Source organism: Leptotrichia sp. oral taxon 221, from assembly GCF_018128245.1.
In the GTDB taxonomy this organism is placed as follows: Bacteria; Fusobacteriota; Fusobacteriia; order Fusobacteriales; family Leptotrichiaceae; genus JABCPH02.
The window spans coordinates 574,986-601,540 of sequence record NZ_CP072378.1 but is presented as its reverse complement, the minus strand read 5'-3'; the positions used below and the strand labels follow the sequence as shown (position 1 = coordinate 601,540).

The following is a 26,555-nucleotide window of genomic DNA, read 5'->3' as shown; positions in this document are numbered from 1 at the left end:
ATTTTTTTAATTACTAATCTTCTTTTTCAACTTCCAGCAATTTCAATCTCAAATCATCTTCAAGAACTTGTTCTTCAATTCCTGCAGGTGCTCCAGTCATCAAGTCTTGTCCTTTATTAGTTTTAGGGAACGGAATTACTTCTTTTATTGAATCTTCCTTCAACATTGCCATAAGCCATCTATCAATTCCGTAAGCAAGTCCTCCATGTGGCGGAACTCCATATTTCAACACTTCCAAGAAGAATCCAAATTTGTCTTCTAATTCTTCTTGACTAAATCCTAATTTTTCAAAAACTTTTGCCTGTAAATCTTCATCGTGAATTCTGATACTTCCTCCACCGATTTCATAACCATTCAAGACAATATCGTAAGAATCTGTTTTAATTTTTGCAAGTTCATTCATATCAAGATATTTTCTATCTTCTTCCTTAATCGAAGTAAATGGATGGTGTTGCGCTTTATATCTATTTTCTTCTTCACTCCATTCAAACATAGGAAAATCAACTACCCATAAGAATTTAAACGCATTTTTGTCAATTAATTCCAACTCTTCTCCCAGTTTCAATCTCAACGCTCCCAATCCATCATGCACAACTTTATATTTATCAGCCAAAATTAACGCAACTTCATTATTTTTAATTCCCAATTTTTCAATAATTTGTGTCAATTTTTCTTCTGAGAAGAATTTCGCAATTGGAGAATTTATTTCTCCATTTTCATTCATTTTAATATACGCCAGACCTTTTGCTTTAAAGTATGTTTTCACATAATCTTCCAAATCTTTAATGTATTTTCTCGAGAATTTTTCTGCATTTGGTGCAACAATTGCTTTTACATTTCCACCATCTTTCAACGCATTTTCAAAAACGCCAAATCCACAATCAGCAGTTTCTTCAGACAAATCAATCAATTTCATATCAAATCTCAAATCTGGCTTATCTGAACCATAAAAATTCATCGCATCATCGTAGCTCATTCTTGGAAATTTTTCAGTAATTTCAATTCCTGTAACATCTTTAAATACTGTCTTTGTCAATTCTTCAGCCATTGAAATCACATCTTCTTGCTCAACAAACGACATTTCCACATCTAATTGAGTAAATTCAGGCTGTCTGTCCGCTCTCAAATCTTCATCTCTAAAACATTTTGCTAACTGATAATATTTGTCAATTCCAGAAACCATAAGTATTTGCTTAAACAATTGTGGTGATTGTGGCAATGCATAAAAATCTCCTTTGTTAGTTCTACTTGGCACAATAAAATCTCTCGCTCCTTCAGGTGTCGCTTTTGCCAAAATCGGAGTATCAACATCCAAAAATCCATTTTCATTCATAAATTTTCTAATCGAAAACAGCATATCGTTTCTTTTAATAATATTATTCAACATTTTCGGTCTTCTAATATCCAAATATCTATAAGTCAATCTCATATTTTCGCTAAGATTCCCAGTTTCACTAATTTCAAACGGTAACTGTTTCGCACGGCTTAAAACTTCAATTTTTTTCGCTTCAATTTCAATATCCCCAGTTGGAATATTTTTATTTTTACTACTTCTTTCAGCCACAACTCCTGTAACCTTCAAAACCCATTCATTCTTATATTTTTTAGCTTCCTCAAAAAGTTCACTCCCAGAAACTTCCTCATTCAACAAAATTTGAGTAACCCCATATCTATCCCTCAAATCAATAAACACAAAGTGCCCCAAATCTCTAACTTTAGAAATCCATCCTGACAAAGTCACTTCTTCGCCAATATTTTCCATTCTTAATTCATTTAATTTATAATCTCTATACATTTTTTATCCTTTCTTTATTTAATGATTTTATATTTTTTCTATAAAATTTAATACAATCTATTTTTTTACAATTTATTTTATTTCATTCCAACTTTTTTCCACAACTTTTTGCATTTCTATCACATCTTTTGGTAATCCTTCAACAGTTATTTCATAAAGTTTGTCTTTCACAATAACACCATTTTTAATCATTGATTTCCCTTGAAATTCTGTTAATACAAACTGCATTCCTTTATAACCATTCAAAATTACTGGTCCTAGCGACATTTTATTTTCAGTGACTCCTGCTTTTTTATATTTATCATACACATTTTTTAACATTTTTTCTACTGCCTTTTCTGAATTCATATTTTTGTACTCTTTAGCTAAATCATATGATATAAGCGTGTAAATATCACCATTTCCTTTGCTTATTTGCATTGCATATACTGGTAATCTAACATCAGCAAATAATGTCCAACCTTCTGTTTTAGGATATTCGATAAAACCTACTTTTTCATTTCCAAATCTACCTTTTTCAAAATATTTCATCGAATCCATATATATTTTTCTCTTTTCATTTTCAACTTTTTTAACTACCTCTTGTCCCTTTTCTGAATTCAAATCTAATAAACATTCAATATGTCCAGCAGGTTTATAACAATTTTCAGAATATAAACTTAATGAACTAATCAAAAATAACGCTGTAAAAAAAATCTTTTTCATCTTCATACTCCTTTAAATTTCTTATTTCAAAATCTCAAAAACTTCTTCAAAACTGTATTTTTTCTGCTCCCCAGTACTAAATTTCTTAACCGTGATCACATTTTCATTTCGTTCTTCTTCCCCTAAAATCAACACATATTCAGCATTTTCACGGTTTGCCTTTTTCATTTGTGCTCCAAAACTTTTTGCATTATAGTCAAAGTTTACTTTAATGCCATTTTTTCTAAGTTCATTTACTGTTTTCACAAAATATTCTTTTGTATCATCGAAATAAATTACATAAATTTTTTCTTCATTTTCAGAAATTATAGAATCATCCATTAACATCGCAATTCTTTCCATTCCAGCGGCAAATCCAATTCCAGGAACTTTCGCATTTCCTAATATTTCAAGCAATCTGTCATATCGTCCACCCGCTAGAACTGTCGCTTGTGACCCCAATTTACTCGATTTAATTTCAAAAACTGTGTCCGAATAATAGTCAAGCCCTCTAACCAATTTATCATTTACAACATAATTCACGCCCAACAATTCCAAATATTTTTTAGTATCTTCAAAATATTTTTTACTTTCTTCATCCAAATAATCATAAAGTTTTGGTGCATTTTTAAACTCTTCCTGATCACCTTTATCCTTAGAATCCAAAGCTCTCAAAGGATTTTTCTCATATCTTTTTTGCGAATCTTCACTCAATTTGTCAAGTCTTTCAAACATAAATTTTTTCAAATCTTCAATATATTTTTTTCTCGACTCAACATTTCCTAAGCTATTAATCTCCACAACTAAGCCAGTAATTCCAAGTTCTTCAAGAAAATCACAACCCATTTTAATAATTTCTGCATCTAAATAAGCACTTCTCACACCAAACATTTCCACTCCAGTTTGATGAAATTCTCTCATTCTCCCTTTTTGTGGTGCTTCGTATCTGTACATTGGACCATTGTAAAACCATTTCACTATTGGAGAAGACTTATGAAATCCAGCTTCAAGATACGCTCTTACAACTCCCGCAGTTCCTTCTGGACGCATTGTAACATCTCTTTCTCCCTTATCCTTAAAATCATACATTTCTTTTGAAACAACATCAGTTTCATCTCCAACACCTCTTCTAAAAAGCTCCGTCTCCTCCAAAATCGGCGTAATTATTCGCTCAAATCCATATTTTCCAAAAACTTTTTTTGAAGCCTCTACAATCGCATCGTATTTTTTCACATCGTCAGAATATCTATCTTTCATTCCTTTTAATACGCTTATCATTTCAATTCCGTCCTTTCTACAATTTTATATAATTCCTATTTTTATATTTTAAAATTTTCTAATCTACAAATTTTTCAAAACAATTTCCAACATTTCATCATTTATTTCTTCAATCGTTCTCAATTTATCATTTTTTACGCAAGAAATCACTTTCCAATCATATTTTTTAGCCAATTCCTTAGCTGTTTCATAAGATTTTTTCAAATATTTCTTATCTTTTTCATGAATATCTTTTTCTTTATCACCAGTAATCTTGTTTTTTCTCTCCTCCATCAATTTCTGACTATATTCAAAAGGTATATCCAAAAAAAATACAACATCAGGCTTTGGAATTGCAATTTTATTCCATTCTAAGTCAATTAACCAATCTAAATATTTTTCCTTTTCTACTACATCATCAATCTTCGGTACTTGATGAATCATATTTGAAATTGTATACCGATCACTCACCACAACTCCACCATTTTTGTAAAAATCTTCCCATTCTGTTTTAAAGGAAGCAAATCTATCCACAGAATAAAGCACAGAGGCTGCATAAGCATTCACACTATCAGCCGTTTCACCAAACTCACCTGAAAGATACATTTTTACTGGTTCAGACGCCTTACTTTCATAATTTGGAAAAGAAATTTTTTTTACATTATTTTCTCCTATTTTTTCTGAAAGTTTTTTTGCTAAAAGCTCTGATTGCGTTTGTTTCCCACTTCCGTCAGTTCCTTCTATTATTATTAATTTTCCTGTTCTCAAATTTACCATTTTTTCATTCCTAATTTCATATTTTTTATCATTTTCCGTTTTTTTAAACTAAAAAATGCTTTATTATTATAACATTTTGCAACGATAAAATCTATTATTTATCAAAATAAATACATAAAATTTTTGATAATTTTCACAAAATCCTTTATTATTTTCATTATTTATGATAATATATTTTTATGTTATAATTCTATTATAAACTAAATTAAAATTTGTTTTTATAACTATTAATAAATATAGACTGATACATCATTTAGAAAGGATAAAAATCATGACAGTGCTTAATTTTTTTAAGAAAAAAGAAAAAAAAGTAGAAGAAAAAGAAGAATTCGAGTTGTTTTTTTATGTTGTAAAAAGTAATGAAAGTAATATTATGAAACAATTTGATGAGTGTTTTCATAATCAAAGTGAAGGTTGTTATGATTCAGACGGAACTCCATTTTCTGAAAAAACGACAAAATTTATTATAAAATTTAGCGATGGTTCTACAATTAAAGGAAATTTGGATAATTCTGAAGAAGCACAAGACCAAAGTGTTGGAATGTATAACTATTTTTCTAAAGTTCATCTCGATAACGAAGAACTCAAAAGCAATATTTTAAAGCAAATTTCAATGTTTAACTGTATTATTAGCGTAAATTTTTCTTATCCTAAATCAAAAAAGGAATCAGAAGAAGTTCAAAATCGAATAAAAGATATTTACAAATGTATCGAAAATTGTGGAGGATTCATATTCATGGATTTAGATAACATCTTTCATCCAAATGGAAAACTTTTAATTTCAAAAGATGGACACACAGAGTTTACGCACTTTATTCCTATTGTTTACGGAGAATTAAAATAATTCTCCTTTTATTTTAATTTTCAAATATTTTGAGTTTCAAGTATAATTTTTTTTTATAATTAGATTATTTATCTTGTAAAAAATATATATTTATTGTATACTTGTAGTAATAATAGAAATAATTAGGAGGAAAAAATGGTAATCAAACCTAGATTAAAAGGTGGGTTAGCTTTAACTAATCACCCAATAGGAGCAAAAGAATTTGTAAAAAGACAAATTGATTATGTAAAATCACAAGATAAATATACTGGACCTAAAAAAGCTTTAATTATAGGATCGTCTTCAGGATATGGACTTTCAACAAGAATTTCATTAGCTTTTGGTGCAGGAACTGAAACTATCGGAGTTGCATTTGAAAAAGGTGTAGAAGGAAAAAGAATTGGTTCTGCTGGTTGGTGGAATACAATTGCTTTTACTGAAGCTGCAAAAAAAGAAGGAATTAAAGCTAAAAATTTCATCGGGGATGCTTTTTCTAACGAAATGAAAGAAGAAGTAATTAAATACATCAAAGAAGAATTTGGTGGTAAAATTGACTTAGTTATTTATAGTTTGGCAAGTGCTGTAAGAACTGATCCTACTGACGGAGTTACTTACAGATCTGCTTTAAAATCAACAAAAGAGGAAATTACTGGACCAACTATTAACTTTGAAAAAGAAACCATGGAAGACACTACTATGGGTGTTGCTACTCCTGAAGAAGTAAAAAGTACTGTAAAAGTAATGGGTGGAGAAGACTGGAAATTATGGATTGAAGCTCTTGCTGATGCTGATGTTTTAGCTGAAGGATTCAAAACAGTTGCTTACTCATACTTAGGACCAAAAGTAACTTATGGAATTTATAAAGATGGTACAATTGGAGCAGCAAAAAGAGATTTAGAGCATACTTCTGATGTTTTAAATGATTTCTTAAAAGAAAAAGTTAATGGTGAAGCATATGTTTCATTGAGTAAAGCCTTAATGACTAAAGCAAGTGCTGTTATACCTATATTCCCATTATATGCTGCATTACTTTACAGAGTAATGAAAGAAAAAGGAATCCACGAAGGAACTATCCAACAAAAACATAGATTATTAAAAGACATGGTTTACGGTGACAAACCTGAAATCGATGACCAAAGAAGATTAAGACCTGATAACTGGGAAATGAGAGAAGATGTTCAAGCTGAAGTTGAAGCATTATGGGATCAAGTTACTCCTGAAAACTTTAAAGAAATCAGTGATTACAAAGGTGCTAGAGAAGAATTTATGCAATTAAACGGATTTGATTTTGATAATGTAGATTACGATGCAGACGTTGATATCGACGAATTAGCTAAATTAAAACCTTAGTTATCTTTAATTGCTTTTTAAAATCAAAAGTGATTTTTTAAATTTAGAAATAATTTTATAAAAAGAGGCTGTCTTAGAAACTAAGACGGTCTTTTTTGTGTGTAATTTTCTTATGTGTAAATAGAATAAAAAAGTACTGAATTTACTAGATTTATCTATTAATTTACACAAAATTTTAGATACTCTCAAATTATCAAATATATCAGTAAATAGTTTAAAAAATATGAATTTAATTTCCTTATAAATAAAAAATAATCGTCATTTATAACAACGATCATTTTTATTTCTAATAATAATGTTTTGCGTTCAGCATCTTCTCTGCCATTTTATAATTCGGCATATAATTTTCAATATATCGATAAAATCCTTTCCCATGATTCGGATATTTCAAGTGAGTCAACTCGTGCAAAACTACATATTCTATTTCAAATTGTGTTCTTTTTATAAGTTCTGTATTCAAATTTATATATCTCTTAACATAATTACATGATCCCCATCTAGATTTCATCGGCTTTATTGACAACTTTTCTATCGATTCATCAAGTATTTCCAACCATTTTTGTATTGCATTTACAAAAACTTTTTGTGCATTTTCAAAATACCATTTTTCCATAACTTTTTTCTTTTCATCTGAATTTTCAAAAATATTCGAAATTACAGTTAAAATGATTTTCCCCTCTTTTAGGCTAACTCTATTACTGTTGCCTTGCTTAACTTCTAGCTCGTATTCCTTTCCTAGATATTTGTGCTTTTCACCTGATAAATACTGAGATGGTAACTGGTTTTGTTTTGCTTCCTCTATTTTTTTCAAAACTTGTTTTATCCATTTTTCTTTTGAGCGAATAAAATTTTCGATGTAATCACTATGTAAATTCATCGGTGCCGAAATATAAATTTCCATATTCGGTCTTATTCGCAAATTAATGTTTTTAACCTTTTTCCTATGAACTTCATAACCCAAGATTTTTTCAACCTTCATATTTCCCCTTTATTTATTATTTTTATAATCTTCTATTTCTTTTTCAATCATTTCAGGAATATCTATTCCAATCATTTTTATTCCTATTGGAACTGCTCCCAAAATTTTATTGAATAATTCTGGTTCATTTTCCTTACAACTCTTCAAAAATAGTATACAATCTTTCTTTTTTTGCAATTTTATCGTATAACTATCTTTCAATAAAATACTCATAGATAGACTCTTAAAAAAATTCTGTGTCATAACCATTTTTGAAATATATGCCATTTCCACTTCATTTATATGAAAATATTCTGATTTTTTTCTCAATACTTTCAAACTTGTATAAATAAATTCTCCGTCTAATTCTTCTAACTTCTCAACTTTATAAGCCAAATGTTTCAAAAACTTTTTTGCCCAGAAAAAGATTAATAACACCCATAAAATTACTCCTACTACTATCATCTATTCTCCTTTCTGAAGACTTTTCTTTAAAATTTTAAACTAATTTATTTAAAAATACTGTTGCTAAACTTAAAAATATTAAAAATCCAAAACAGTCTGTTGCTGTTGTTAAAACAACGGCTGATGCCATTGCAGGATCAATTTTCATTGCTTTTAATGTTATTGGAATTAAAAATCCAATCATACATGCGATTACTAAATTTCCAATCATTGCTAAAAATACGATTAATCCCATGTAAAAATTTCCATAAATTGCCCATAAGATTCCTCCACATAGCAATCCTAAAAGTGCTCCATTTATCGTTCCAACTAAAACTGTTTTCCAAATTATTCCTAGAGTGTCCTTTAAGTCAACCTCTCCTAATGCTAACGCACGAATTGTTACAGATAAGGCTTGTGTCCCGGCATTTCCACCCATTCCACTGATTATTGTCATTACTGAAGATAGTATGACCACTTTTTCAACTGTTCCAGAAAATATTCCAATAACGAATGACGCTAAAAATGCAGTTCCTAAATTTATTGCTAGCCATGGCAATCTCTGTTTAACAGAAAACCAGAAATCTGAATAAATATCCTCTTCTTCAGAAACCCCTCCTAATTTCAAGATATCTTCTGTATTTTCCTCTTGAATTACATCAATAATATCATCAATCGTAATAATTCCCAATATCATTTTTTTGTGATTAATTACTGGAACTACCTTTAAATCATACTTTGAAACTAGTCTAGCTACATCTTCCTGATCCTCTTCTACATAAACATATTTCGGATTTTCGTCCATTATTTCCGATAATTTTGTTTCATCTGATGAAATTAAAATATCCCTCAAATCAGCTTCTCCAACCAATTCTTTTTTACTATTCGTTACAAAAATCGTTTCAATTACCTCTGTCCTCGGCGCGATCATTTTTATTTTTTTCATAACTTCTTTTATTTCCAAGTTTTCCTTGAATGCGATATACTGAGTCGTCATGATCCCACCAGCTGTATCTTCTTCATAACCTAATAATTCTCTAATTTTATTAGCTTGAGATCTTTTCATCTTTGTCAAAATAGATTTACTTTTCCGAATATCAATAAATCCTAAAACATCAACAATATCATCTGGTGACATAAACGCCAAAATATCAATTGCCTCTTCATCAGGAATAAGCTCAAATATTCTTTCTTGAAGATCGTCATCAGCCTGTTCAATCACATTCGCCTTTTGCTCATCTGTCATCAATTCAAATACACGCAAAAGCTCTTCATCATCTAATTCTTCAAAACTTTCTGCGACATCTACAAAGTGATTATCTTCCAAGTATTCTTCTAACTCTTCTTCCGATTCAATCTTCTGAATTTCCTCAGCCATCTCCTCAGGCGAAATTTCTTCATCTTCCTCCTCTTCAATCTCTTCCGATTCAGACATTCTGTTTCTTATTTCATTTTTTAACTCTTCAACGTCTTTATTTTTAAACTCTTCTTTTAATTCTTCTAAATTTTTATCCTTCACTAATTTCCTCCTTCCTTTTTTATTCTATTATTTTTTTCAGTATAATTTTTTATTCCTAATTTATTTTAATCCAAATAAATTTACACACTCTGAACCATACACTTTTATTGCAAACACCACAAAAACTATTTTACAAATTTACTATTTTTTGAAAAATATGTTACACCCAAAATTGTTTTCATATCATTTGATTTTTCCAAAATATCCTTCACATCTATCCATTCCACGACTAAATCTTCTCCATGATCCAATCTCAATTCTTTTGGCGTAATATCATCAGATTTCAATCTAGCACTGAAAAAGTAAAGATTTTCAGTCGTATAACCAGGTGACACATACAAACCATGTGGCAATTCTTCAAAATCTGTCACATCTTCTTTCTCATAACCTGTTTCCTCTCTCAATTCTCTAAATGCCGCAGTCAACGGATCCTCTCCTTTATCAATCAATCCTGCTATTATCTCCAACATTTCACTATTTGATCCAGGTCTAAACTGTTTTACCAAAATAACTTTCTCTCTTGTTTCATTAAACAAAACAAAACAAACTGCATTTGATTTATCTAAATATTCCAATGTTATCCCTGTTGTTGGATGTATCATTTTCGCACCTTTTAAAAATTTAAAACTATTATCCATTGTTCCTCCTATTTTTATTTTTTTATTTTTATCAAACTATAGAATAAAATTCTATAAATTTATAAGAAATTTTCTTTTTTTGTAAAATGGCAAATTTTCTTCTAAAAGCTCATTTTCCTTCAAAGTCTCATAATTTTCTATAATCATTGACTGATTGGGTAGATTTTCCATTATTTTCTCACTCAATTTTTGTAAACTTTCTTCATAATCAATTTCATTTTGAATAACAATAACATTCCGTTTAATATCTCTAAAATTAAGATTTAACAACCATGCTTTTTGAATATTTGGAAATTTCTTCAATACTTTTCGCAATTCAATTTTTATTTTCTTTGACACATCTATCGAATCGGTGTATTCTATCTCTTTTTTAGCCGATTCCCTCGCATCCTTTATTTTATCTTTATGCTGTTTCAACATTTCTATCCATTTACTAGACATCACAAACAAATCACCAAACGGATTTATGACAACTCCTGCCATTCGTTCCATGTTTTTTCTAACCAAAGAAGCATAATCATCAAAATTCATAATCATTAGCGTAACATCTTTACTATCATTTCTCAAACCTTTTTTCAATTCTTCCAAATCTGTAAAAGCTGGATAATAAACCTTTCCGTCACCTGAATTAACTGTTTGAAAAGTTAAACTTATTTTTTTCTCGATTTTCTTATTTTCAAAATGATTTTTTTTCAAGGATTCTTTTTTATAATGAATGTAACATAAAAATTGTGAGTTAAAAACTATTTCTTCTAAAATATCATTTTGTAACTCATCATTTTCAATTTCACTATTTTGTTGTTTTAATAATTTTTTTAATCTAACATTTTCTATTGTTTTTTCCATATTTTTATGTTTTCTCCAATTTTTCTAAAATTCCTGTCTCCCAACCCATCTAATTATACCAAAAAAAAAAATTATATTCTAGCATTATCTATAATATTTATATATTTATTTATAATTTTTGTTTATTTAATCGACTTTTTTTGATATAATATAGGTAATATAAATTAAAGTATAAAATTTAAGGAGGAATTTAATTGATATCAACTAGTAACTTATCAGTTCAGTTTGGTGGAAGAAAACTTTTCGATGAAGTTGACATAAAATTCACACCAGGAAACTGTTACGGTATAATCGGTCCTAATGGAGCTGGAAAATCTACATTTTTAAAAATCCTAACTGGAGAAATGGATTCAACTTCTGGAGAAGTTATTATTGACAAAGGTAAAAGATTATCATTCTTAAAACAAGATCACTTTGCTTACGAAGATGAGGAAGTTTTAAACGTTGTAATGATGGGACATGCAAAATTATACGATATTATGAAACAAAAAGAGAAACTTTACTCTAAAGAAGAATTTACTGAAGAAGACGGAATATTAGCGTCTGAATTAGAAGGGGAATTCGCTGAATTAGACGGTTGGGACGCTGAAACAAATGCAGAAAAATTCTTAATTGGATTAGGAATTGGTCCTGATTTACATCACAAATTAATGAAAGAATTAACGGAACCTGAAAAAGTAAAAGTTTTATTGGCACAAGCTATTTTTGGTAATCCTGATATTTTATTATTAGATGAGCCTACAAATGGACTTGATTTACACGCTGTAAAATGGTTGGAAGATTTCTTAATGGATTTGGAAAACACAACTGTTTTAGTTGTTTCGCATGACAGACACTTTTTAAATAAAGTTTGTACTCACATTGCTGATATCGACTATGGAAAAATTAAAATGTTCGTTGGAAACTATGATTTCTGGTACGAATCAAACCAATTAATGCAAGAATTAATTAGAAACCAAAATAAAAAAATGGAGCAAAAGAAAAAAGAATTACAAGATTTCATCGCAAGATTCTCTGCAAATGCTTCAAAATCTAAACAAGCAACAAGCCGTAAAAAACAATTGGAAAAATTACAATTCGAGGATATGCAAGTTTCTAACAGAAAATATCCTTATATTGAATTCAAACCAGACAGAGAAGCTGGAAATAACTTATTGAAAGTTGAAAATTTAAGTAAAACAATTGATGGAGAAAAAATCTTTGAAAATGTTTCATTCACAATAAATACTGGAGATAAAGTTGTTCTTTTATCAAGAAATGATATCGCTAAAACTACTTTATTCCAAATTTTAGCAGGTGAAATGGAACCTGATTCAGGAACTTACGAATGGGGAATTACAACTTCACAAAGCTATTTCCCTAAAGATAATTCAGAATATTTTGAAGATGTTGATTTATCATTAATTGATTGGTTAAGACAATTTTCTAAAGATCAAGACGAACAATATGTAAGAGGATTTTTAGGAAGAATGCTTTTCTCGGGTGAAGAAGCTAAAAAATCAGCTAAAGTTTTATCTGGAGGAGAAAAAGTTAGATGTATGTTGTCAAGAATGATGTTATCTGGTGCAAACGTTTTAATGCTTGATAATCCTACAGATCACTTGGATTTGGAATCAATTACTTCATTAAATAAATCATTGGAAAGATTTGACGGAACTGTTTTATTCACTACTCACGACCACGAGTTTATCCAAACAGTTGCAACAAAAATTATTGAAATCACACCTAATGGAATTCTTGAAAAAGAAATGGAATATGATGATTATTTAAACGATGAAAAAGTTCAAGATAGATTAGAAGAATTATATGGTAAATAAATTTTATTTAATATTTTGGTAATCTAAAAATTTAGGAAAAATGTAAAAAAGGTTATTTTCAATTATTAACCTTTTTTATTTTTAGTTATGAAGAAAAAAGTAGAAACTGGAGGTCAATATGAAATATATCTACGATATTTCCGAAAATAATGGTTATAAAGAAAATATCAAAATTGGTAAAAAAGCTCAAAATCTAAATGACTTGTTGAAAAATGGATTTAATGTTCCATATTTTTTTGTTATTAGCAACGAATATTTTGAGAAAATAATTTTTTCTAAAATTAATAAATCTCTGAATATTTACGATTGGAATGATGTAATTAATAACAATAATAGCAAAAACTTATTGCAAAAAATAAAAGATATTATTGAAGACCATACTTTTGAAAATGAATTTTTGAAAGAGCTTTATTCTTATTTGAAAAATGATGAATATTATGCTGTTCGTTCGTCTTCGATTGAAGAAGATAGCGATTCATTCTCATTTGCTGGTCAGTTTGAGACATTTTTGTATATCAAAAAAGAGGAAGTTCTTCAAAATATTAAAAAAATATGGATTTCTTCATTTTCAGATCATATTATGAAATATCGAAAAGAGCAAAAAATTAATAATAAAATTAATGTTCCTGCTATTATTGTCCAAAAAATGGTGAATTCTAAAAAATCTGGAATAGCTTTTAGTGCAAATCCTGTTAATCAAAATAAAAATGAAATAGTAATTTCTGCAACTTTTGGATTGGGAAATTCTCTCGTTGACGGTATTGAAAGTGGAGATTTATTTGTTTTAGATAAAAATTTTAAAATTTTAAGCAAAAAAATTAAAGAAAAAACTGTAAAACAAAATTTTGATTATGATAAAAAAACAATTAAACTTGAAGAAATAAATGATTCGAGTGAAGTTTTAAATGAAAATGAATTAAAAAAACTTACCGAAAACATAATAAACATTGAGAAATTATATTCTTTACCTCAAGATATCGAATGGGCCTATGAAAATAATTCTCTTTATATCTTACAATCTAGACCAATTACAACTTTCAAAACTAATAATAATCAAATTTTAAATGATTCCAATACGATTATTTGGGACAATGGTAACGTTATCGAAAGTTTCCCTGAAATCACTTTACCTCTAACATTTAGCTTTGCAAAAAATGCTTACACAGAAGTTTACAAACAGTTTGCTGAAATTATTGGTGTTTCAAAAAAAATAATCAATTATTATAACCCTGTTTTTGATAATATGCTTGGTATCTTGAATGGGCGAATTTATAATAATCTTATTAACTGGTACAAAATGTTGCTTCTTGTTCCAAATGCTAAGAAAAATAATACTTTCATGGAACAAATGCTCGGAGTAACTGACGAATTAAAGGGAATAAATTTTGAAGAAAATTTGACTGATGCTTACAAAAATATGAATTCGTTTGAAAAATTTCTTAGTTTTACAAAAAAAATAAAAGCTGGATTTTTCCTATTTTTGAATATGTTTTTTATAAATTATCGTGCAAAAAAATTCTGTCAAATGATTGAAGAAAACACTAAAAATAATGAAGAAAAAATTGCTAAAATGAATATTTCTGAATTGAAAAATTATTATGATTTACTTGAAAATAAACTTCTTAAAAAATGGAATGTCTCTATATCAAATGATTTTCTAGTAATGGTTTGGTTTGGAATTTCAAAAAAATTAACAGATAAATTTATAAAAACAAATGCTGATGAAATTCATAACATTCTTATTTCTCAAAAAGGAAAAGATATCATTAGTGTCGAACCCGCAAAATATATTGAAAAATTGAGTTTTCTCTTAAAAAAAGATACAACTTTACAAGAAGAAGTAAAAAATATTATTACAGAAAAGAAAGACATTTTCACAAAAAATTCTAAATTTAATGAACTTTTAAACGAATATTTAGATAAATTTGGAAACCGAGCGATTTATGAATTAAAGCTGGAATCATTGACTTTAAAAGAAAATCCAATATTTTTACTTGAAATGATTTATTCACTTTCTCTAAAAAATAATGAAAATTCTAAGGAGGAAACTGATATTTCAACAGAACAAAAAAATATTTACAAAAATATCAAAATTAATATTTTCAAAAAATTTCTATTAAAAATATCAATTTTTTATGCACAAAAATTTATTAAAATACGTGAAAAATTAAGATTTCAGCGAACTATCGTTTTTGCTCTTGCCAAAAACATATTTAAACAAATTGGAATTTATCTAAAAAATAGTAATATTATAAATAATGAGCGAGATATTTTTTATATGACTACAAATGAAATTTTCGGATTAATAAATGCTTCTATAATTGACACAAATATAAAAAAAATTATTGAAATACGAAAAAAGAATTATGATATTTACAAACAATTAACACCTCTTCCGAATCGTTTTTTAACAAAAGGATTTATTGGAGAAAATTTCTTTTTTCAAGATTTAACATCTTCAGAAATTATACAACATGATGAAAAGAAAAATTTATTAAGAGGAACGCCTTGTAGTAAAGGAATTGTGAGAGGTTTTATCAAAGTAATTGCAAATCCTGCAAATGAAAAAATAGAAAAAGATGACATCGTAGTAACAAAATCTACTGATCCTAGCTGGGTTATGGTTTTTCCATTGTTAAAAGGACTTATTGTCGAAGTTGGAAGTCTTCTTTCTCACAGTGCCATTATTTCTCGAGAATTAGGAATTCCATCTATTGTCGGTGTCTCAAATGCAACTCAATTACTAAAAACTGGCGATTACATAGAATTCGATGGAAGTACTGGAATTATACATAAAATCGACTTAAAAAAAACTTCCAAAGAATAATACTAACCTAAATAAAGAGACTATCTCAAAATGATTGAATTTTGAAATAATCTCTTTTATTTTCAATATTTAATTTTAATTAATTAAGCTTCTGCTCTTTCAGGGTAAATACTAATTCTTTTTTTACCTTTTCCGAAATTTTCAAATTTTACATATCCATCTGTTAAAGCGAATAATGTATAATCTTTTCCTAATCCAGCATTTGTTCCTGCATAGAATTTAGTTCCTCTTTGTCTTACGATAATATTTCCAGCTTTTACTAATTCACCGTCGTATTTTTTTACTCCTAAATATTTAGGATTTGAATCCCTACCATTTCTAGTTGATCCTTGTCCTTTTTTTGAGGCAAATAACTGTAAGTTTAATTTTAATATCATTTTCTAACCTCCTTAATTGTTAATTTCACATATTTTTTATAAGCTTTTGCTACTTCTTCAATATATTTATACATTGATTCTGTTAAGATAAATGCTTTTTCACGTTCATCTTCTGTCAAATCAGAATTTTCTAAATCACAAACTATGTATCCTTCTTTTTCTTCATACTTCAAATTTTTAAATTCTAATACTTCAAGAAGACCATTTAATGTCATTTGTGAAACAGAAGAAATAGCCGCACAAACTATATCTTGTCCATATTCACTTGAATTAGCATGTCCTCTAATTTCAAAATGAACAATTTTATCATTTTTTCTTTGAATTTTTATTTCTATCATTCAAATCACGACATTTCTCAATTATTACGCATTTATTGATTTAACTTCAATAGTTGTGAATGATTGTCTATGTCCTTTTTTTCTATAATAAGTTTTTTTGTTATATTTAAAGTTGATTTTTTTATCACCTTTTCCGTGTTCTTTAACTGTTGCTACAACTGTAGCTCCTTCTACTACTGGAGTTCCAACTTTAACGTTATCTCCTTCTCCCACCAATAGAACTTCTTTAATTTCAACATCTGAATTTACTTCAGCAGCTAATTTTTCAACTTTTAATACAGTTCCAACTTCAACTTTATATTGTTTTCCACCTGTTTTAATTACTGCAAACATTCTGTTCACCTCCAAAATTTTAAAATCGCTAAGTGCAGGTATTAGCCACCCAACCTATGCGTACTTCATTTATTATACTATAATTTTAAATTTTTGTCAACTTCAAAAAATTTTAAAAAAAACTAGATTTTTTCTCTTCTTTTCGTTATAATGTAACATATTATCTTTTAGAAAGGAGTTTTTATGATTTATAGTTTTCCAAATATAGAATCGAAGATAAAAAAAATTATTCTATTGCTTGTAATGATGATAATGGCTATTTCTTGCCAGTCTATTGTTCCAAATTACAAGTGGTATTCGACTAAGGAATTAGTTGAAAAATCTGATAAATTAAAACCTGGAGATATTTTAATTTTATCTAAAGAGCCTACGTTACGTTCAATGTGGGGACATGCAGCTATTATTAATGAAAACAGGAAAATAGTTGAATTTCCTTCCTATTCGATAGGTTATAGTGAAAGTCCAATTTATTCTTGGCGAGCAATTAACAGACAAGTTTCTGTAATGCGTTTAAAAAATATTGATGATGATTTTAGAAGTGCACTATTTAAAGAGATTGATAAAACTCTGACAAAACCTTACGGAATTACTTTTAACAAAACTTTTGATAAACGACTTTATTGTTCACAATTTGTTTATCTCGTATTTAAAAAAGCTGGTATAGATGTCGGAAGAAATGTTGATTTGGATTCAAATGGTGGAGGAATGGTTATGCCTTTTGATATTTTAGAATCACCACTTTTAGAAAATATTGATTTATATGAATAATTAATTTAAAATACGCCACTATTCATGTTTTTCACAAATAAAATGGCGTATTTTTTATTTAAAAATATTTTCTTTTTTTATTTATTATTATTCTAAAACTACTTTAAAACTAAGCGCTAAAACTATGACTATTTTACTTAACCCTTAAATTTACATAATTTAAATAGTTTTGAGTATAAATTATACATTAAATCTAAAGAACATTACATCTCCATCATTTACAACATATTCTTTACCTTCAAGACGCATTGCTCCTTTTTCTTTAGAACCTGCCCATCCATTATACTCAATAAACTTGTCGAATGAAACAACTTCTGCTCTTATGAATCCTTTTTCAATATCAGAATGAATTTCCGAAGCTGCTTTTGGTGCAAGAGTTCCTTTTTTTATTGTCCAAGCTCTTACTTCTTTTTCTCCAGCTGTAAAGTACGTGATTAATCCTAATAATTTGAAACCACCTCTAATTAATCTGTTTAAGCTAGGTTCTGTAATTCCTAATTCTTCGATAAACATTTGTCTTTCTTCTTCATCTTCAATCTCAATCAATTCTGCTTCAACTTTTGCCGAAAAAGTTACAACTTCACTATCATGTTCTGCTGCAAATTCTCTTACTTTTTTAACATAATCATTTTCAATTCCTTGAGTCAAATCATCTTCAGAAATATTTGCTGCAAACATCATTGGTTTTATTGTTAAAAATTGATAAACTCTAATCAAATCTTCTTCTCTTTGAGTGAAATTCAATGTTTTCAATAATTTGAACTCTTCCAAATGAGCTTTACATCTTTCTAATACAGCCAATAATTCTTTACCTTCAGCATTTCCACCTCTTGCCAATTTTTGATTCTTTTGAATTGCTCTATCAACTGTATCCATATCAGAAAAAATCAACTCTGCATTAATTGTTTCAATGTCTCTAATCGGATCAACGCTTCCTTCAACGTGAATAATATTATCATCATCAAAACATCTAACAACTTGACAAATAGCCGCTGTATTTCTTATATTTGATAAAAATTGATTCCCTAATCCTTCTCCTTTTGAAGCACCTTTTACAAGCCCAGCAATATCAACAAACTCAACTGTCGCTCCCAATGTTCTTTGAGGATTTATTATTTTTGCCAAATTATCTAATCTTGGATCTGGCACACTAACTAATCCTACATTTGGCTCAATTGTTGCAAACGGATAATTTGCTGCCTCTGCATTTTGTGTTTTTGTAATCGCATTAAACAATGTCGATTTTCCTACATTTGGTAATCCTACTATTCCTATTCCTATCATTTATTTTTTGCATGATAAATAAATATTTATCATACTCTCCTTTCTCTATTCTTTATTTACTCTAATCTTTAATCACTTATTAATTTTTTCATACTATCTACTACTGCTTCCAAAACTCTTACCACTTTCCATTTTTCCTTATCACTTGCTCTCAATAAATATTGCACATCATATATCGGTACAACTTTTATACCACCAATATATTCGTATGCATTCCCAACCAACATTCTAATATCTTCTTTATTTTTTAAAAGCAACTTTGTTGGTCTATCTCCAACTGTTATAATAAATTCTGGATTAATTAATGCAATTTGAGCAATCAAAAAATTTTTACATTTCATAATACATTTTCCATCGACCATATCTCCACGTGCACTACATTTTGTCAAAGTTGTAAGGTAACATTTATTTATATCTAATTTCGCAAATTTAAAAAATTTTTTTAAATATTTACCATTCTCATCTATCAACAGTTCCTTTTGATCATCTTCTTCAGTGCTAATACTATCCAATAAAATCATAACCGAAGCTTCTCTATCGCCTTCTCCCAAAATTGAATTTTTCGTAATTTTCCTTAAATTACAATCGCTACATAAATCGACTTCTATTTCTAAATCTTTCCACATTTTCTTGACTCCTCACAAACTATACATTTTAGTTTGCTCTTCTGTAATAATTTCAATTTCTAAATCCTCTTTATTTTCACGCTCTAAAATACTATATAGCGAATTGTACGCTAATTCTGGGGTATTGTTGTCTTTACTAATATGCATTAAATAAATCTTTTTTAATTTTTTACATAGAACTTGTGCAATTAATTTCGATGCTTCAGAGTTTGATAAATGTCCATTTCGTCCTTTTACACGATTTTTCAATTCCCAATGATAAGGCCCTGTCATTAACATATTATAATCATAATTGCTTTCTAATACGATTACATCACTATTTTTCAAGTTCTCCTTGATTATATTATTGACACATCCAACATCACTTGCATACGATAATTTTTTATCCTCATATTCAAACGTGTATCCCAAACACTTTACAGCATCGTGCATTACCTCAAAATTATTAATAACACAATCTCCAATAATTGTCTTATCACCTTTAATAAAATTAAGATTTTTTGGATCTATTTTACCAATTTTCTCTTGCACTTCTCTATACGTTACCTCGTGAATATATATCGGAATATCGTATCTTCGAGAAACAATCCCTAATCCTTGTATATGATCGCTATGCTCATGAGTAACAAAAATCCCATTAATATCTTCTGGCCTAACTTTAATATTATTCAATTTTTCAGAAATTTTTTTCCCACTAAAACCAGCATCAATCAAAAATTTTTTACTCCCCATTTGAACAAAGCTAGAATTTCCACTGCTCCCACTTCCTAAGCTCGAAAACTTCATTTTTTCTATCTCCAACTTTCTTTACTTTTTAATTTATTTTTTTTGTTTTTTAGGTTTACTTGGTTTCCCGATTTCAATATTAGGTTTTATTTCACCCTTCATTTGATCATAAACCCAACCACCAGTATTATCTTGCTTTTCAACAATTTTATTCGTTCTCACAACATTTTTTACTAAATTTTCTGGTATTTCATAAAGTTTATTCTCTCCATACAATATCGCAAAATCATATAAATTATCAGTACTTTTTAATGCTTTTAAATTGTTTTCATTTCCCTTTAATGCTGGAAATGAACCTGTTCTCGATTTATAATCTTTTATAGCATTTTCCAATTTTATAGTTTCTACTTTAATATCTGCTTCCTTTAATTTATTTACTTTCGTAGCATACATATTCAAAACTACAATTCCTGAAATTATAATCACAATAGCCATAGAAATAATTCCATTTACTATTTTTTTTATTTTTTTCTTTGTTGAAACATTATTGTCATAACTCATATCTCAATTTACTCCATTTATTTATTTTTTAGCCTTAAAAATTCCTGGTCTAACAACAATTTTTACATCTTTTGGTGCTGTTAACTCAATTTTTAATGGACCTCTTTTTACATTTATCCAGCCTAATCCAGCAATCGCCAATTCTTCATTTTCTTCCAATTCAATCACTTGTGTATAAAATTCATTTTGAAAATACATTTCTCTCTCGTATCCATTCAAGATCTTAAAAAATCCTTTATCAATCAACTCTTGAACTCTTTCCTCTCTAGTTGTATGATATTTTACATCTTTTGAAGAATACGCTGAAAATATTGGCTTTGTATCAGAACCAGTTTCCAATATCTTAAATCTACAGAAAACATCAAACATAAATACTTGTCCTGCATCTAATTTAAATGTTTTTCTGGAAATTTCACCAGCTGGAACCAATTTCAACCCAGTTTCCACTTTTATTAAATCAGAAATTCTACCATCTGGTATTAATCCTGGCGTATCAATTATTGTTATCTCCGTATTCGGAATTTTATTATTAATCGATTTTAACGTTGTTCCAGAATATTTGGAAGTTGTAATTCTTTTATTTCCCAATAGCAAATTAATTACTGAAGATTTTCCAACATTTGAAACACCTAAAACAGTAGCTTTAACCTTTTTATTAGGAAATAATGTCTTTATTTTTCTAATAATTCCATTAACTCCATATTTATTTTTCGCACTCACAAATGCAATGTCATCTGGAACAATATCTTCCTCTGCCAATCTTCGTTTTACCCAATTCGCAATTTCTGTCGGATGAACAAAATCTGGCAATAAATCAATTTTATTAATCACAACTATAGAACGATAATCTCTCAAATAATCCAAAATTTCTTCAGTAAACGAACCTTCAAAATCAATTATATCAAAAATCGGTATTATCACATCTGATTTTTTTACATTCTCCGTTACTTCCTTCAAGTAATCTTCTTTATCAAAACTATGCTCTAAATTTTGTCCATAATTTTTTATTTTAAAACATCTTTGACAAAGCAAATTTTCTTCAGTAACAAATTTTTCTTCTGGAACATACCCTTCTTTTGTCTTATCTTCAAACTGTAGTTCAACACCACAGCCTATACATTTCTTTTTTAACATTTTTTCTCCTTAATAAATTTAACTCTTCTATTCATTTGCGAATGGATGAGTACTCATGTAGATACTTCTCAAGAAAGATTTACTCACATGCGTGTACACTTGCGTTGTCGAAATACTGCTATGTCCCAACAACTCTTGCAAATATCTAATATCCACACCATTATTCAAAAGTTCTGTTGCAAATGAATGTCTAAATACATGAGGTGTCACTTCTTTTTGTAACCCTGCTTCAGTTGCATGGTTTGAAATGAGACGTCGTAAAGAACGAGTTGTCAGTTTTTTCCCTTTGCTATTTGTAATTAAAATTTCTTTACTATAGTTTTTATACTCTTTCTTTTTCTCTTCAATATACTTTTCCAACCATTTTTTTGCATTCCGACTAAAAAAAGTAATTCTCTCTTTGTCACCTTTTCCAACAATTCTCATTTCTCGCTCATTAAAATCAATCACATACTCATTCAAATTTATCAACTCACTAGCACGAATTCCACTCGAATAAAGTAATTCTATTATCAATCTATCACGAATTCCCGTAATTTTTTCAGTATTAATGACACTTCTCATCTTATTCAAGTCATCTTTACTCAATACATTCGGCAATTCCTTCTCAAACTTTGGCATATTCACATACATTACTTTATTCGTTTGAATAACTTTTTTCTCTTGTAAATACTTAAAAAACGTCCTCAATGCTGAAATTTTTCTATTAATACTTCTTTTTGAAACGACTTTAGCATTCTTCTTTTTTTTCAATCTTTCATCAGAATTCAAATACGCAATAAACGATCTAATTGTCAGCATTTCCACATCTTCAAAAGTCCTTATTTCCTCATATTCATCAATATATTCCATAAACTGCAATATATCTCTTCTGTAGCTTCTTATTGTATTAGAACTTTTTCCTAAAATAACTTCCTCATAATATAAATATTTATCAACAAAAAACATAAGATTTTCTATATCTTTGTAATTTTCATAGGTTTCTTCTAAAATTTCTTCATTTTTTTTCTTATCTTTAGAACTATCCATACAAAACCTCTCTATTCGCTATCAGAATCAGAACTAGTTTTCTTTTTCCTTGTAGTTTTTGTTGTTTTAGTTTTAGTCGATGTTGTTTTTGATTTTGTAGTTTTTTTAGCTTTTGTTGTTTTTGCCTTACTTTTAGCAGATTTAGTAGATTTAGTAGTCTTTTTAGTAGCCTTACCTTTTTTTGAACTTTCATCCTCACCATCATCTACTGTTCTAGTAACTTTCCCAGTTTTTATATTTTTTATCGTTTTACATTCTGGATACCCAGTACACGCCAAAAATTTTCCAAAACGTCCATTTTTAATCTCATAAGGTCGTCCACAAAACTCACAAACTCCAGCTTCTTCTATTATTTTCTTGTCTTCTTCCAAAATCTTTTCCAACTCATTTTTTATTTGTAAAACACCGTCTATTTCAATAAGCGTATCTTTTTTATACTTCTGTTTCAAAGGTAATGGTAACGCCATTCTCTTTTCATCATTTTCATAATCTTCACTTTCAAGATATTCTCCATATCTTCCAGTTTTCAGCAAATATCTTTTATTGTTCTCAGTAAAGAAGTCTGTTGGAATTCCTTTCTTTTTCTTTTGGGTTTCCTCAACTTCTTTTTTTACAGTGATTTTACCCTCTTCAATTTGTTTTGGATCAACTTGAATTCCTTTCAATGTTATTTTTTCATTAGAATTAGTTTCCGAAATTAAATATTTTCCAAAAATTCCAGTTTTTAATACCATCGGATTACCACTAGAATCCATTACGTCAGAAACAATCCTTCTATTTTGAATTTCTTCTATTTCTTTTTCATAAACTTCTATATTTTTTTCCAACGCATCATAAAACTCTCTTAACAGCTGGACCCACTCAATGCTACCTTCTTCAACTTCATCTAATTTTTCTTCCATATTCGCTGTAAATTTAACATTCATGATATCTTTAAAATGTTTTTCAAGTTCATCTTTCACTTCATATCCTAAATTTGTCGGATAAAATCTTTTCTCAATAATTTCAACATACTCTCTAGCCTTCAAAGTCTCAACAATAGAAGCATACGTCGACGGACGCCCAATTCCTTCTGCCTCCAATTTTTTTACTAAAGTTGCTTCAGAAAATCTCGCTGGAGCTTTTGTTATTCCTTCCTGAATATTTAACTGCTCAATTGGATAAACATCTCCCTCTTTCATTTCTGGAAAATCTTCAGTCTTTATCTCATCTTCATCTTTAAAAATCTTGTAATATCCATCAAAAAGTACTTTATTTATTGTCCCTCTAAATCTATAATCGCCATTTACAGCTTCTATCTTCATTTGTTCATACTTCATAGCTGCAAATTGCGAAACCAAAAATCTATCCCATATCAATTTATATAACTTATACTGATCATTTGTCAAATTGTTTTTTATTTTATCAGGTTCTAACTTAATATACGACGGTCTTATTCCTTCATGTGCATCTTGAATATTCCCTTTAGATTTTTTCACAACATAATTTCCAACATACTGTTTTCCAAAATTTTTAGTTATATAATCTTTAGCCATATTCATTGCATCTACAGAAACTCTCGTAGAATCCGTTCTCATATATGTAATTAACCCTTTATTTTCGCCATCTATCACAAGCCCTTCATACAATTGCTGTGCTACGCTCATTGTTTTTTTCGCACCAAATCCTAAATATGAGGAAGCCAATTGTTGCAATGTACTCGTTTTAAAAACTAACGGTGGTCTTTGACTTTTTTTCTTAATCTCAATTTTATCCAACGTCAAACTTTCATTTTCTAAATCTTTTTTCAATTTTTTTACTACTTCTTCGTCGAAAATTTTATCAACTTTCTCCTTTAAAATTTCAACAAGATTCAGTTTTATATCATTTTTTAAAACTGCGTTCACTTCCCAATATTTTTTTGGAACAAAACTTTTTATTTCATCTTCCAAGTCACAAATCAATTTTAATGCAACAGACTGAACACGACCAGCACTAGCATTTCTATTTATCGTTTGCCAAAGTAATGGACTTATTTTATAACCCACTATTCTATCTAGTAATCTTCTCGCTTGTTGTGCATTTACCAGATTTTCATTAATATTTCTTGGATTTTTTATTGCATTATTAATTGCTGTTTTAGTTATCTCGTTAAATTCAATTCTTTTAATTTTATCAGGTTGTTTTATATAATTTGATATATGCCAAGCAATAGCCTCTCCTTCTCTATCCTGATCGGATGCCAGATACACGGTAGGAGCCTTTTTAGATTTTTCCTTCAATTTCTTTAAAAGCTCACCTTTCCCTTTAATCACTTGGTATTTAGGCTCAAAATTATTATCAACATCTATTCCTATTTTCGTTTTTGGCAAATCAATCACATGCCCATAAGATGCCGTCACTTCATAATTTCTACCTAATATTTTTTCAATAGTTTTAGCCTTAGAAGGCGACTCTACTATTACAAGTTTTTTCGCCAAGTTTATCACCTCAATATTTCTTTCTATTATACTTTTTTATCCTACAAATTACACTATTTTTAAAAATTTTGTTACTCCTGTTTCTACTATTAATCCCTTTATCTTTAAACTCATTAGTACAGAAAATAATTTTTTGACTGGAAATTCTGGGATTTTATTAGAAATCTCCTCAACATTCATTTCCTCTACTAATAATCTAAACACCAGCTCTTCATCTTCTGTTAACTTTTCTATCTTACTATTTTTCTTGCTTAAATCCCACAAAAATTCTTTCGCAATATCATCTGCTGAAGTCACCAATTTTGCCTTATTTTCCTTTATCAAATTGTTACAACCTTCAAATGACGGATAATTAAGAAAACCAGGTATTGCAAAAATTTCTCTGTTAAGCGTAAATCCCAACTCAGCTGTTATCAATGCTCCTCCAGATTTAAAACTTTCTGCAACTAAAATACCTTCAGACAATCCTGCAATTATACGATTTCTCTGAGGAAAATTCCATTTTAGTGGTTTTGTTCCCATTGGATATTCGCTAATCAACGTCCCACATTCACTTATTTTTTCCCACAACTCTCGATTTCCATAAGGATACACAACATCTAATCCACTTCCTACAACAGCAGTCACCTTATTCTGATTTTCAACCGCCATTTTCAAAGCAATCGTATCAATTCCTTCAGCCAGTCCACTTATCAAGTTAATATCATAATCCAAAAGTTCCTTTACAATCTTTTCACAATTATTTCTACCAATTTTCGTCATTCTTCTAGTACCAATCACTGCAATATTTCTATTAAAATTGTAATTTTTTTCTTCATTTTCTGTTGAAAATAGTGTTTTTTCCTTATTTGCTGTTTTCTTAACGTTTCCTTCAATCAGTTTTTTCCCCTTAACATACAAAAATAACGGAAAATTAGAAACTTCTCTTAAATTTTTTGGATATTCATAATCATTTGCACTTATTATCCTAATTTTGCTTCTACTATAAATATCCATTTCTTCTCTTATATCAATTTTCCTAGATTTTTCAAGTTCCCTTTTTAAATCATCTTTAAAAAGAGAAAAATTTTTCTCTAGAAATAATTCTTCATAATCTGAAAAGAGATTCATCAACTTTCTAATGTGACCATTTTTCATCTCAATTTTTTTCAAATTTAACCAACCCACAATTAAATCCCCCAATTT

Annotated in this window: 25 protein-coding genes; 5 read left to right on the top strand and 20 right to left on the bottom strand. The window is 28.7% G+C overall.

Going from position 1 to position 26,555, the window contains the following annotated elements; genetic code table 11:
- Positions 1–13: 13 nt before the first annotated feature.
- The 4 genes from aspS to J4863_RS02750 form a co-directional block, all read right to left on the bottom strand.
- Positions 14–1,795, bottom strand: a complete 1,782-nt coding sequence (gene aspS, locus J4863_RS02765; protein WP_211618946.1) for an aspartate--tRNA ligase — start codon at positions 1,793–1,795, stop codon at positions 14–16.
- A gap of 72 nt (positions 1,796–1,867) precedes the next feature.
- Positions 1,868–2,500, bottom strand: coding sequence for a hypothetical protein (locus J4863_RS02760; protein ID WP_211618945.1), 633 nt, complete (start codon positions 2,498–2,500; stop codon positions 1,868–1,870).
- Positions 2,501–2,521: 21 nt separating this feature from the next.
- Positions 2,522–3,757 (bottom strand): histidine--tRNA ligase, encoded by a 1,236-nt coding sequence (gene hisS / locus J4863_RS02755; RefSeq protein ID WP_211618944.1) that lies wholly within the window; start codon positions 3,755–3,757, stop codon positions 2,522–2,524.
- 63 nt (positions 3,758–3,820) lie between these two features.
- Positions 3,821–4,513, bottom strand: coding sequence for a thymidylate kinase (locus J4863_RS02750; RefSeq protein ID WP_211618943.1), 693 nt, complete (start codon positions 4,511–4,513; stop codon positions 3,821–3,823).
- Between the two features lie 271 nt (positions 4,514–4,784).
- Between J4863_RS02750 and J4863_RS02745 the strand changes: the two genes are divergently transcribed.
- Together J4863_RS02745 and fabV are read left to right on the top strand one after the other, a co-directional pair.
- Complete coding sequence (locus J4863_RS02745; protein ID WP_211618942.1) at positions 4,785–5,357, top strand: hypothetical protein; 573 nt, start codon at positions 4,785–4,787, stop codon at positions 5,355–5,357.
- A 135-nt stretch (positions 5,358–5,492) separates the two neighbouring features.
- Complete coding sequence (gene fabV, locus J4863_RS02740; protein WP_211618941.1) at positions 5,493–6,686, top strand: enoyl-ACP reductase FabV; 1,194 nt, start codon at positions 5,493–5,495, stop codon at positions 6,684–6,686.
- A gap of 286 nt (positions 6,687–6,972) precedes the next feature.
- Here fabV and J4863_RS02735 read toward each other — a convergent pair whose 3' ends face one another.
- The 5 genes from J4863_RS02735 to J4863_RS02715 all read right to left on the bottom strand — a co-directional run bounded on the left by J4863_RS02735 (position 6,973) and on the right by J4863_RS02715 (position 11,091).
- Positions 6,973–7,665 (bottom strand): M48 family metallopeptidase, encoded by a 693-nt coding sequence (locus J4863_RS02735; protein ID WP_211618940.1) that lies wholly within the window; start codon positions 7,663–7,665, stop codon positions 6,973–6,975.
- 9 nt (positions 7,666–7,674) lie between these two features.
- Positions 7,675–8,109: a hypothetical protein gene (locus J4863_RS02730; RefSeq protein ID WP_211618939.1), complete on the bottom strand. Its 435-nt coding sequence runs from the start codon at positions 8,107–8,109 to the stop codon at positions 7,675–7,677.
- Between the two features lie 34 nt (positions 8,110–8,143).
- Complete coding sequence (mgtE, locus tag J4863_RS02725) at positions 8,144–9,607, bottom strand: magnesium transporter (protein WP_249111558.1); 1,464 nt, start codon at positions 9,605–9,607, stop codon at positions 8,144–8,146.
- A 125-nt stretch (positions 9,608–9,732) separates the two neighbouring features.
- Complete coding sequence (locus J4863_RS02720) at positions 9,733–10,245, bottom strand: NUDIX hydrolase (RefSeq protein WP_211618938.1); 513 nt, start codon at positions 10,243–10,245, stop codon at positions 9,733–9,735.
- A gap of 51 nt (positions 10,246–10,296) precedes the next feature.
- Positions 10,297–11,091 carry an SseB family protein gene (locus tag J4863_RS02715; RefSeq protein ID WP_211618937.1) on the bottom strand — a complete coding sequence of 265 codons (795 nt, stop codon included), beginning with the start codon at positions 11,089–11,091 and terminating at the stop codon, positions 10,297–10,299.
- Positions 11,092–11,285: 194 nt separating this feature from the next.
- On the opposite strand from J4863_RS02715, the gene J4863_RS02710 reads away from it, so the two are divergent.
- Both J4863_RS02710 and J4863_RS02705 read left to right on the top strand, forming a co-directional pair.
- A complete protein-coding gene (locus tag J4863_RS02710) occupies positions 11,286–12,908 on the top strand; it encodes an ABC-F family ATP-binding cassette domain-containing protein (RefSeq protein ID WP_211618936.1) in 1,623 nt (540 codons plus the stop codon).
- Between the two features lie 118 nt (positions 12,909–13,026).
- A complete protein-coding gene (locus J4863_RS02705) occupies positions 13,027–15,735 on the top strand; it encodes a PEP/pyruvate-binding domain-containing protein (RefSeq protein WP_211618935.1) in 2,709 nt (902 codons plus the stop codon).
- An 83-nt stretch (positions 15,736–15,818) separates the two neighbouring features.
- On the opposite strand, the gene rpmA is transcribed toward J4863_RS02705, so the two are convergent.
- From rpmA to rplU, 3 genes are read right to left on the bottom strand one after another with little or no spacing between them, the layout of a single operon-like run.
- Complete coding sequence (rpmA, locus tag J4863_RS02700) at positions 15,819–16,112, bottom strand: 50S ribosomal protein L27 (protein WP_211618934.1); 294 nt, start codon at positions 16,110–16,112, stop codon at positions 15,819–15,821.
- Positions 16,109–16,450, bottom strand: a complete 342-nt coding sequence (locus J4863_RS02695; RefSeq protein ID WP_211618933.1) for a ribosomal-processing cysteine protease Prp — start codon at positions 16,448–16,450, stop codon at positions 16,109–16,111. Before J4863_RS02695 ends, rpmA begins: the two co-directional genes overlap by 4 nt.
- A gap of 24 nt (positions 16,451–16,474) precedes the next feature.
- A complete protein-coding gene (gene rplU, locus J4863_RS02690) occupies positions 16,475–16,783 on the bottom strand; it encodes a 50S ribosomal protein L21 (RefSeq protein ID WP_211618932.1) in 309 nt (102 codons plus the stop codon).
- A gap of 183 nt (positions 16,784–16,966) precedes the next feature.
- On the opposite strand from rplU, the gene J4863_RS02685 reads away from it, so the two are divergent.
- Positions 16,967–17,551: a YiiX/YebB-like N1pC/P60 family cysteine hydrolase gene (locus J4863_RS02685; RefSeq protein WP_211618931.1), complete on the top strand. Its 585-nt coding sequence runs from the start codon at positions 16,967–16,969 to the stop codon at positions 17,549–17,551.
- A 180-nt stretch (positions 17,552–17,731) separates the two neighbouring features.
- On the opposite strand, the gene ychF is transcribed toward J4863_RS02685, so the two are convergent.
- The 8 genes from ychF to dprA all read right to left on the bottom strand — a co-directional run bounded on the left by ychF (position 17,732) and on the right by dprA (position 26,537).
- Positions 17,732–18,835 carry a redox-regulated ATPase YchF gene (gene ychF / locus J4863_RS02680; RefSeq protein ID WP_211618930.1) on the bottom strand — a complete coding sequence of 368 codons (1,104 nt, stop codon included), beginning with the start codon at positions 18,833–18,835 and terminating at the stop codon, positions 17,732–17,734.
- Between the two features lie 68 nt (positions 18,836–18,903).
- On the bottom strand, positions 18,904–19,461 hold the full coding sequence (locus J4863_RS02675; RefSeq protein WP_211618929.1) for a uracil-DNA glycosylase family protein: 558 nt from the start codon (positions 19,459–19,461) through the stop codon (positions 18,904–18,906).
- Positions 19,462–19,473: 12 nt separating this feature from the next.
- Complete coding sequence (locus tag J4863_RS02670) at positions 19,474–20,247, bottom strand: MBL fold metallo-hydrolase (RefSeq protein WP_211618928.1); 774 nt, start codon at positions 20,245–20,247, stop codon at positions 19,474–19,476.
- A 33-nt stretch (positions 20,248–20,280) separates the two neighbouring features.
- Positions 20,281–20,748, bottom strand: a complete 468-nt coding sequence (locus J4863_RS02665; RefSeq protein WP_211618927.1) for a competence protein ComE — start codon at positions 20,746–20,748, stop codon at positions 20,281–20,283.
- 21 nt (positions 20,749–20,769) lie between these two features.
- Positions 20,770–21,882, bottom strand: a complete 1,113-nt coding sequence (gene yqeH / locus J4863_RS02660; protein ID WP_211618926.1) for a ribosome biogenesis GTPase YqeH — start codon at positions 21,880–21,882, stop codon at positions 20,770–20,772.
- 27 nt (positions 21,883–21,909) lie between these two features.
- Positions 21,910–22,911, bottom strand: coding sequence for a site-specific tyrosine recombinase/integron integrase (gene xerA / locus J4863_RS02655; RefSeq protein WP_211618925.1), 1,002 nt, complete (start codon positions 22,909–22,911; stop codon positions 21,910–21,912).
- An 11-nt stretch (positions 22,912–22,922) separates the two neighbouring features.
- Positions 22,923–25,370, bottom strand: coding sequence for a type I DNA topoisomerase (gene topA / locus J4863_RS02650; protein ID WP_211618924.1), 2,448 nt, complete (start codon positions 25,368–25,370; stop codon positions 22,923–22,925).
- Positions 25,371–25,418: 48 nt separating this feature from the next.
- On the bottom strand, positions 25,419–26,537 hold the full coding sequence (gene dprA / locus J4863_RS02645; protein WP_211618923.1) for a DNA-processing protein DprA: 1,119 nt from the start codon (positions 26,535–26,537) through the stop codon (positions 25,419–25,421).
- Between the last annotated feature and the right edge of the window lie 18 nt (positions 26,538–26,555).

Bases quoted from the DNA above. Each gene is read 5' to 3' on its own strand.
- J4863_RS02675 (WP_211618929.1), bottom strand. From the start codon at position 19,461: ATGTGGAAAGATTTAGAAATAGAAGTCGATTTATGTAGCGATTGTAAT.
- J4863_RS02735 (WP_211618940.1), bottom strand. From the start codon at position 7,665: ATGAAGGTTGAAAAAATCTTGGGTTATGAAGTTCATAGGAAAAAGGTT.
- J4863_RS02715 (WP_211618937.1), bottom strand. From the start codon at position 11,091: ATGGAAAAAACAATAGAAAATGTTAGATTAAAAAAATTATTAAAACAA.
- aspS (WP_211618946.1), bottom strand. From the start codon at position 1,795: ATGTATAGAGATTATAAATTAAATGAATTAAGAATGGAAAATATTGGC.
- J4863_RS02685 (WP_211618931.1), top strand. From the start codon at position 16,967: ATGATTTATAGTTTTCCAAATATAGAATCGAAGATAAAAAAAATTATT.
- fabV (WP_211618941.1), top strand. From the start codon at position 5,493: ATGGTAATCAAACCTAGATTAAAAGGTGGGTTAGCTTTAACTAATCAC.
- J4863_RS02670 (WP_211618928.1), bottom strand. From the start codon at position 20,247: ATGAAGTTTTCGAGCTTAGGAAGTGGGAGCAGTGGAAATTCTAGCTTT.
- yqeH (WP_211618926.1), bottom strand. From the start codon at position 21,882: ATGTTAAAAAAGAAATGTATAGGCTGTGGTGTTGAACTACAGTTTGAA.
- J4863_RS02760 (WP_211618945.1), bottom strand. From the start codon at position 2,500: ATGAAAAAGATTTTTTTTACAGCGTTATTTTTGATTAGTTCATTAAGT.
- rplU (WP_211618932.1), bottom strand. From the start codon at position 16,783: ATGTTTGCAGTAATTAAAACAGGTGGAAAACAATATAAAGTTGAAGTT.
- J4863_RS02730 (WP_211618939.1), bottom strand. From the start codon at position 8,109: ATGATAGTAGTAGGAGTAATTTTATGGGTGTTATTAATCTTTTTCTGG.
- J4863_RS02720 (WP_211618938.1), bottom strand. From the start codon at position 10,245: ATGGATAATAGTTTTAAATTTTTAAAAGGTGCGAAAATGATACATCCA.
- J4863_RS02695 (WP_211618933.1), bottom strand. From the start codon at position 16,450: ATGATAGAAATAAAAATTCAAAGAAAAAATGATAAAATTGTTCATTTT.
- hisS (WP_211618944.1), bottom strand. From the start codon at position 3,757: ATGATAAGCGTATTAAAAGGAATGAAAGATAGATATTCTGACGATGTG.
- ychF (WP_211618930.1), bottom strand. From the start codon at position 18,835: ATGATAGGAATAGGAATAGTAGGATTACCAAATGTAGGAAAATCGACA.
- rpmA (WP_211618934.1), bottom strand. From the start codon at position 16,112: ATGATATTAAAATTAAACTTACAGTTATTTGCCTCAAAAAAAGGACAA.
- J4863_RS02665 (WP_211618927.1), bottom strand. From the start codon at position 20,748: ATGAGTTATGACAATAATGTTTCAACAAAGAAAAAAATAAAAAAAATA.
- J4863_RS02750 (WP_211618943.1), bottom strand. From the start codon at position 4,513: ATGGTAAATTTGAGAACAGGAAAATTAATAATAATAGAAGGAACTGAC.
- J4863_RS02745 (WP_211618942.1), top strand. From the start codon at position 4,785: ATGACAGTGCTTAATTTTTTTAAGAAAAAAGAAAAAAAAGTAGAAGAA.
- J4863_RS02705 (WP_211618935.1), top strand. From the start codon at position 13,027: ATGAAATATATCTACGATATTTCCGAAAATAATGGTTATAAAGAAAAT.
- xerA (WP_211618925.1), bottom strand. From the start codon at position 22,911: ATGGATAGTTCTAAAGATAAGAAAAAAAATGAAGAAATTTTAGAAGAA.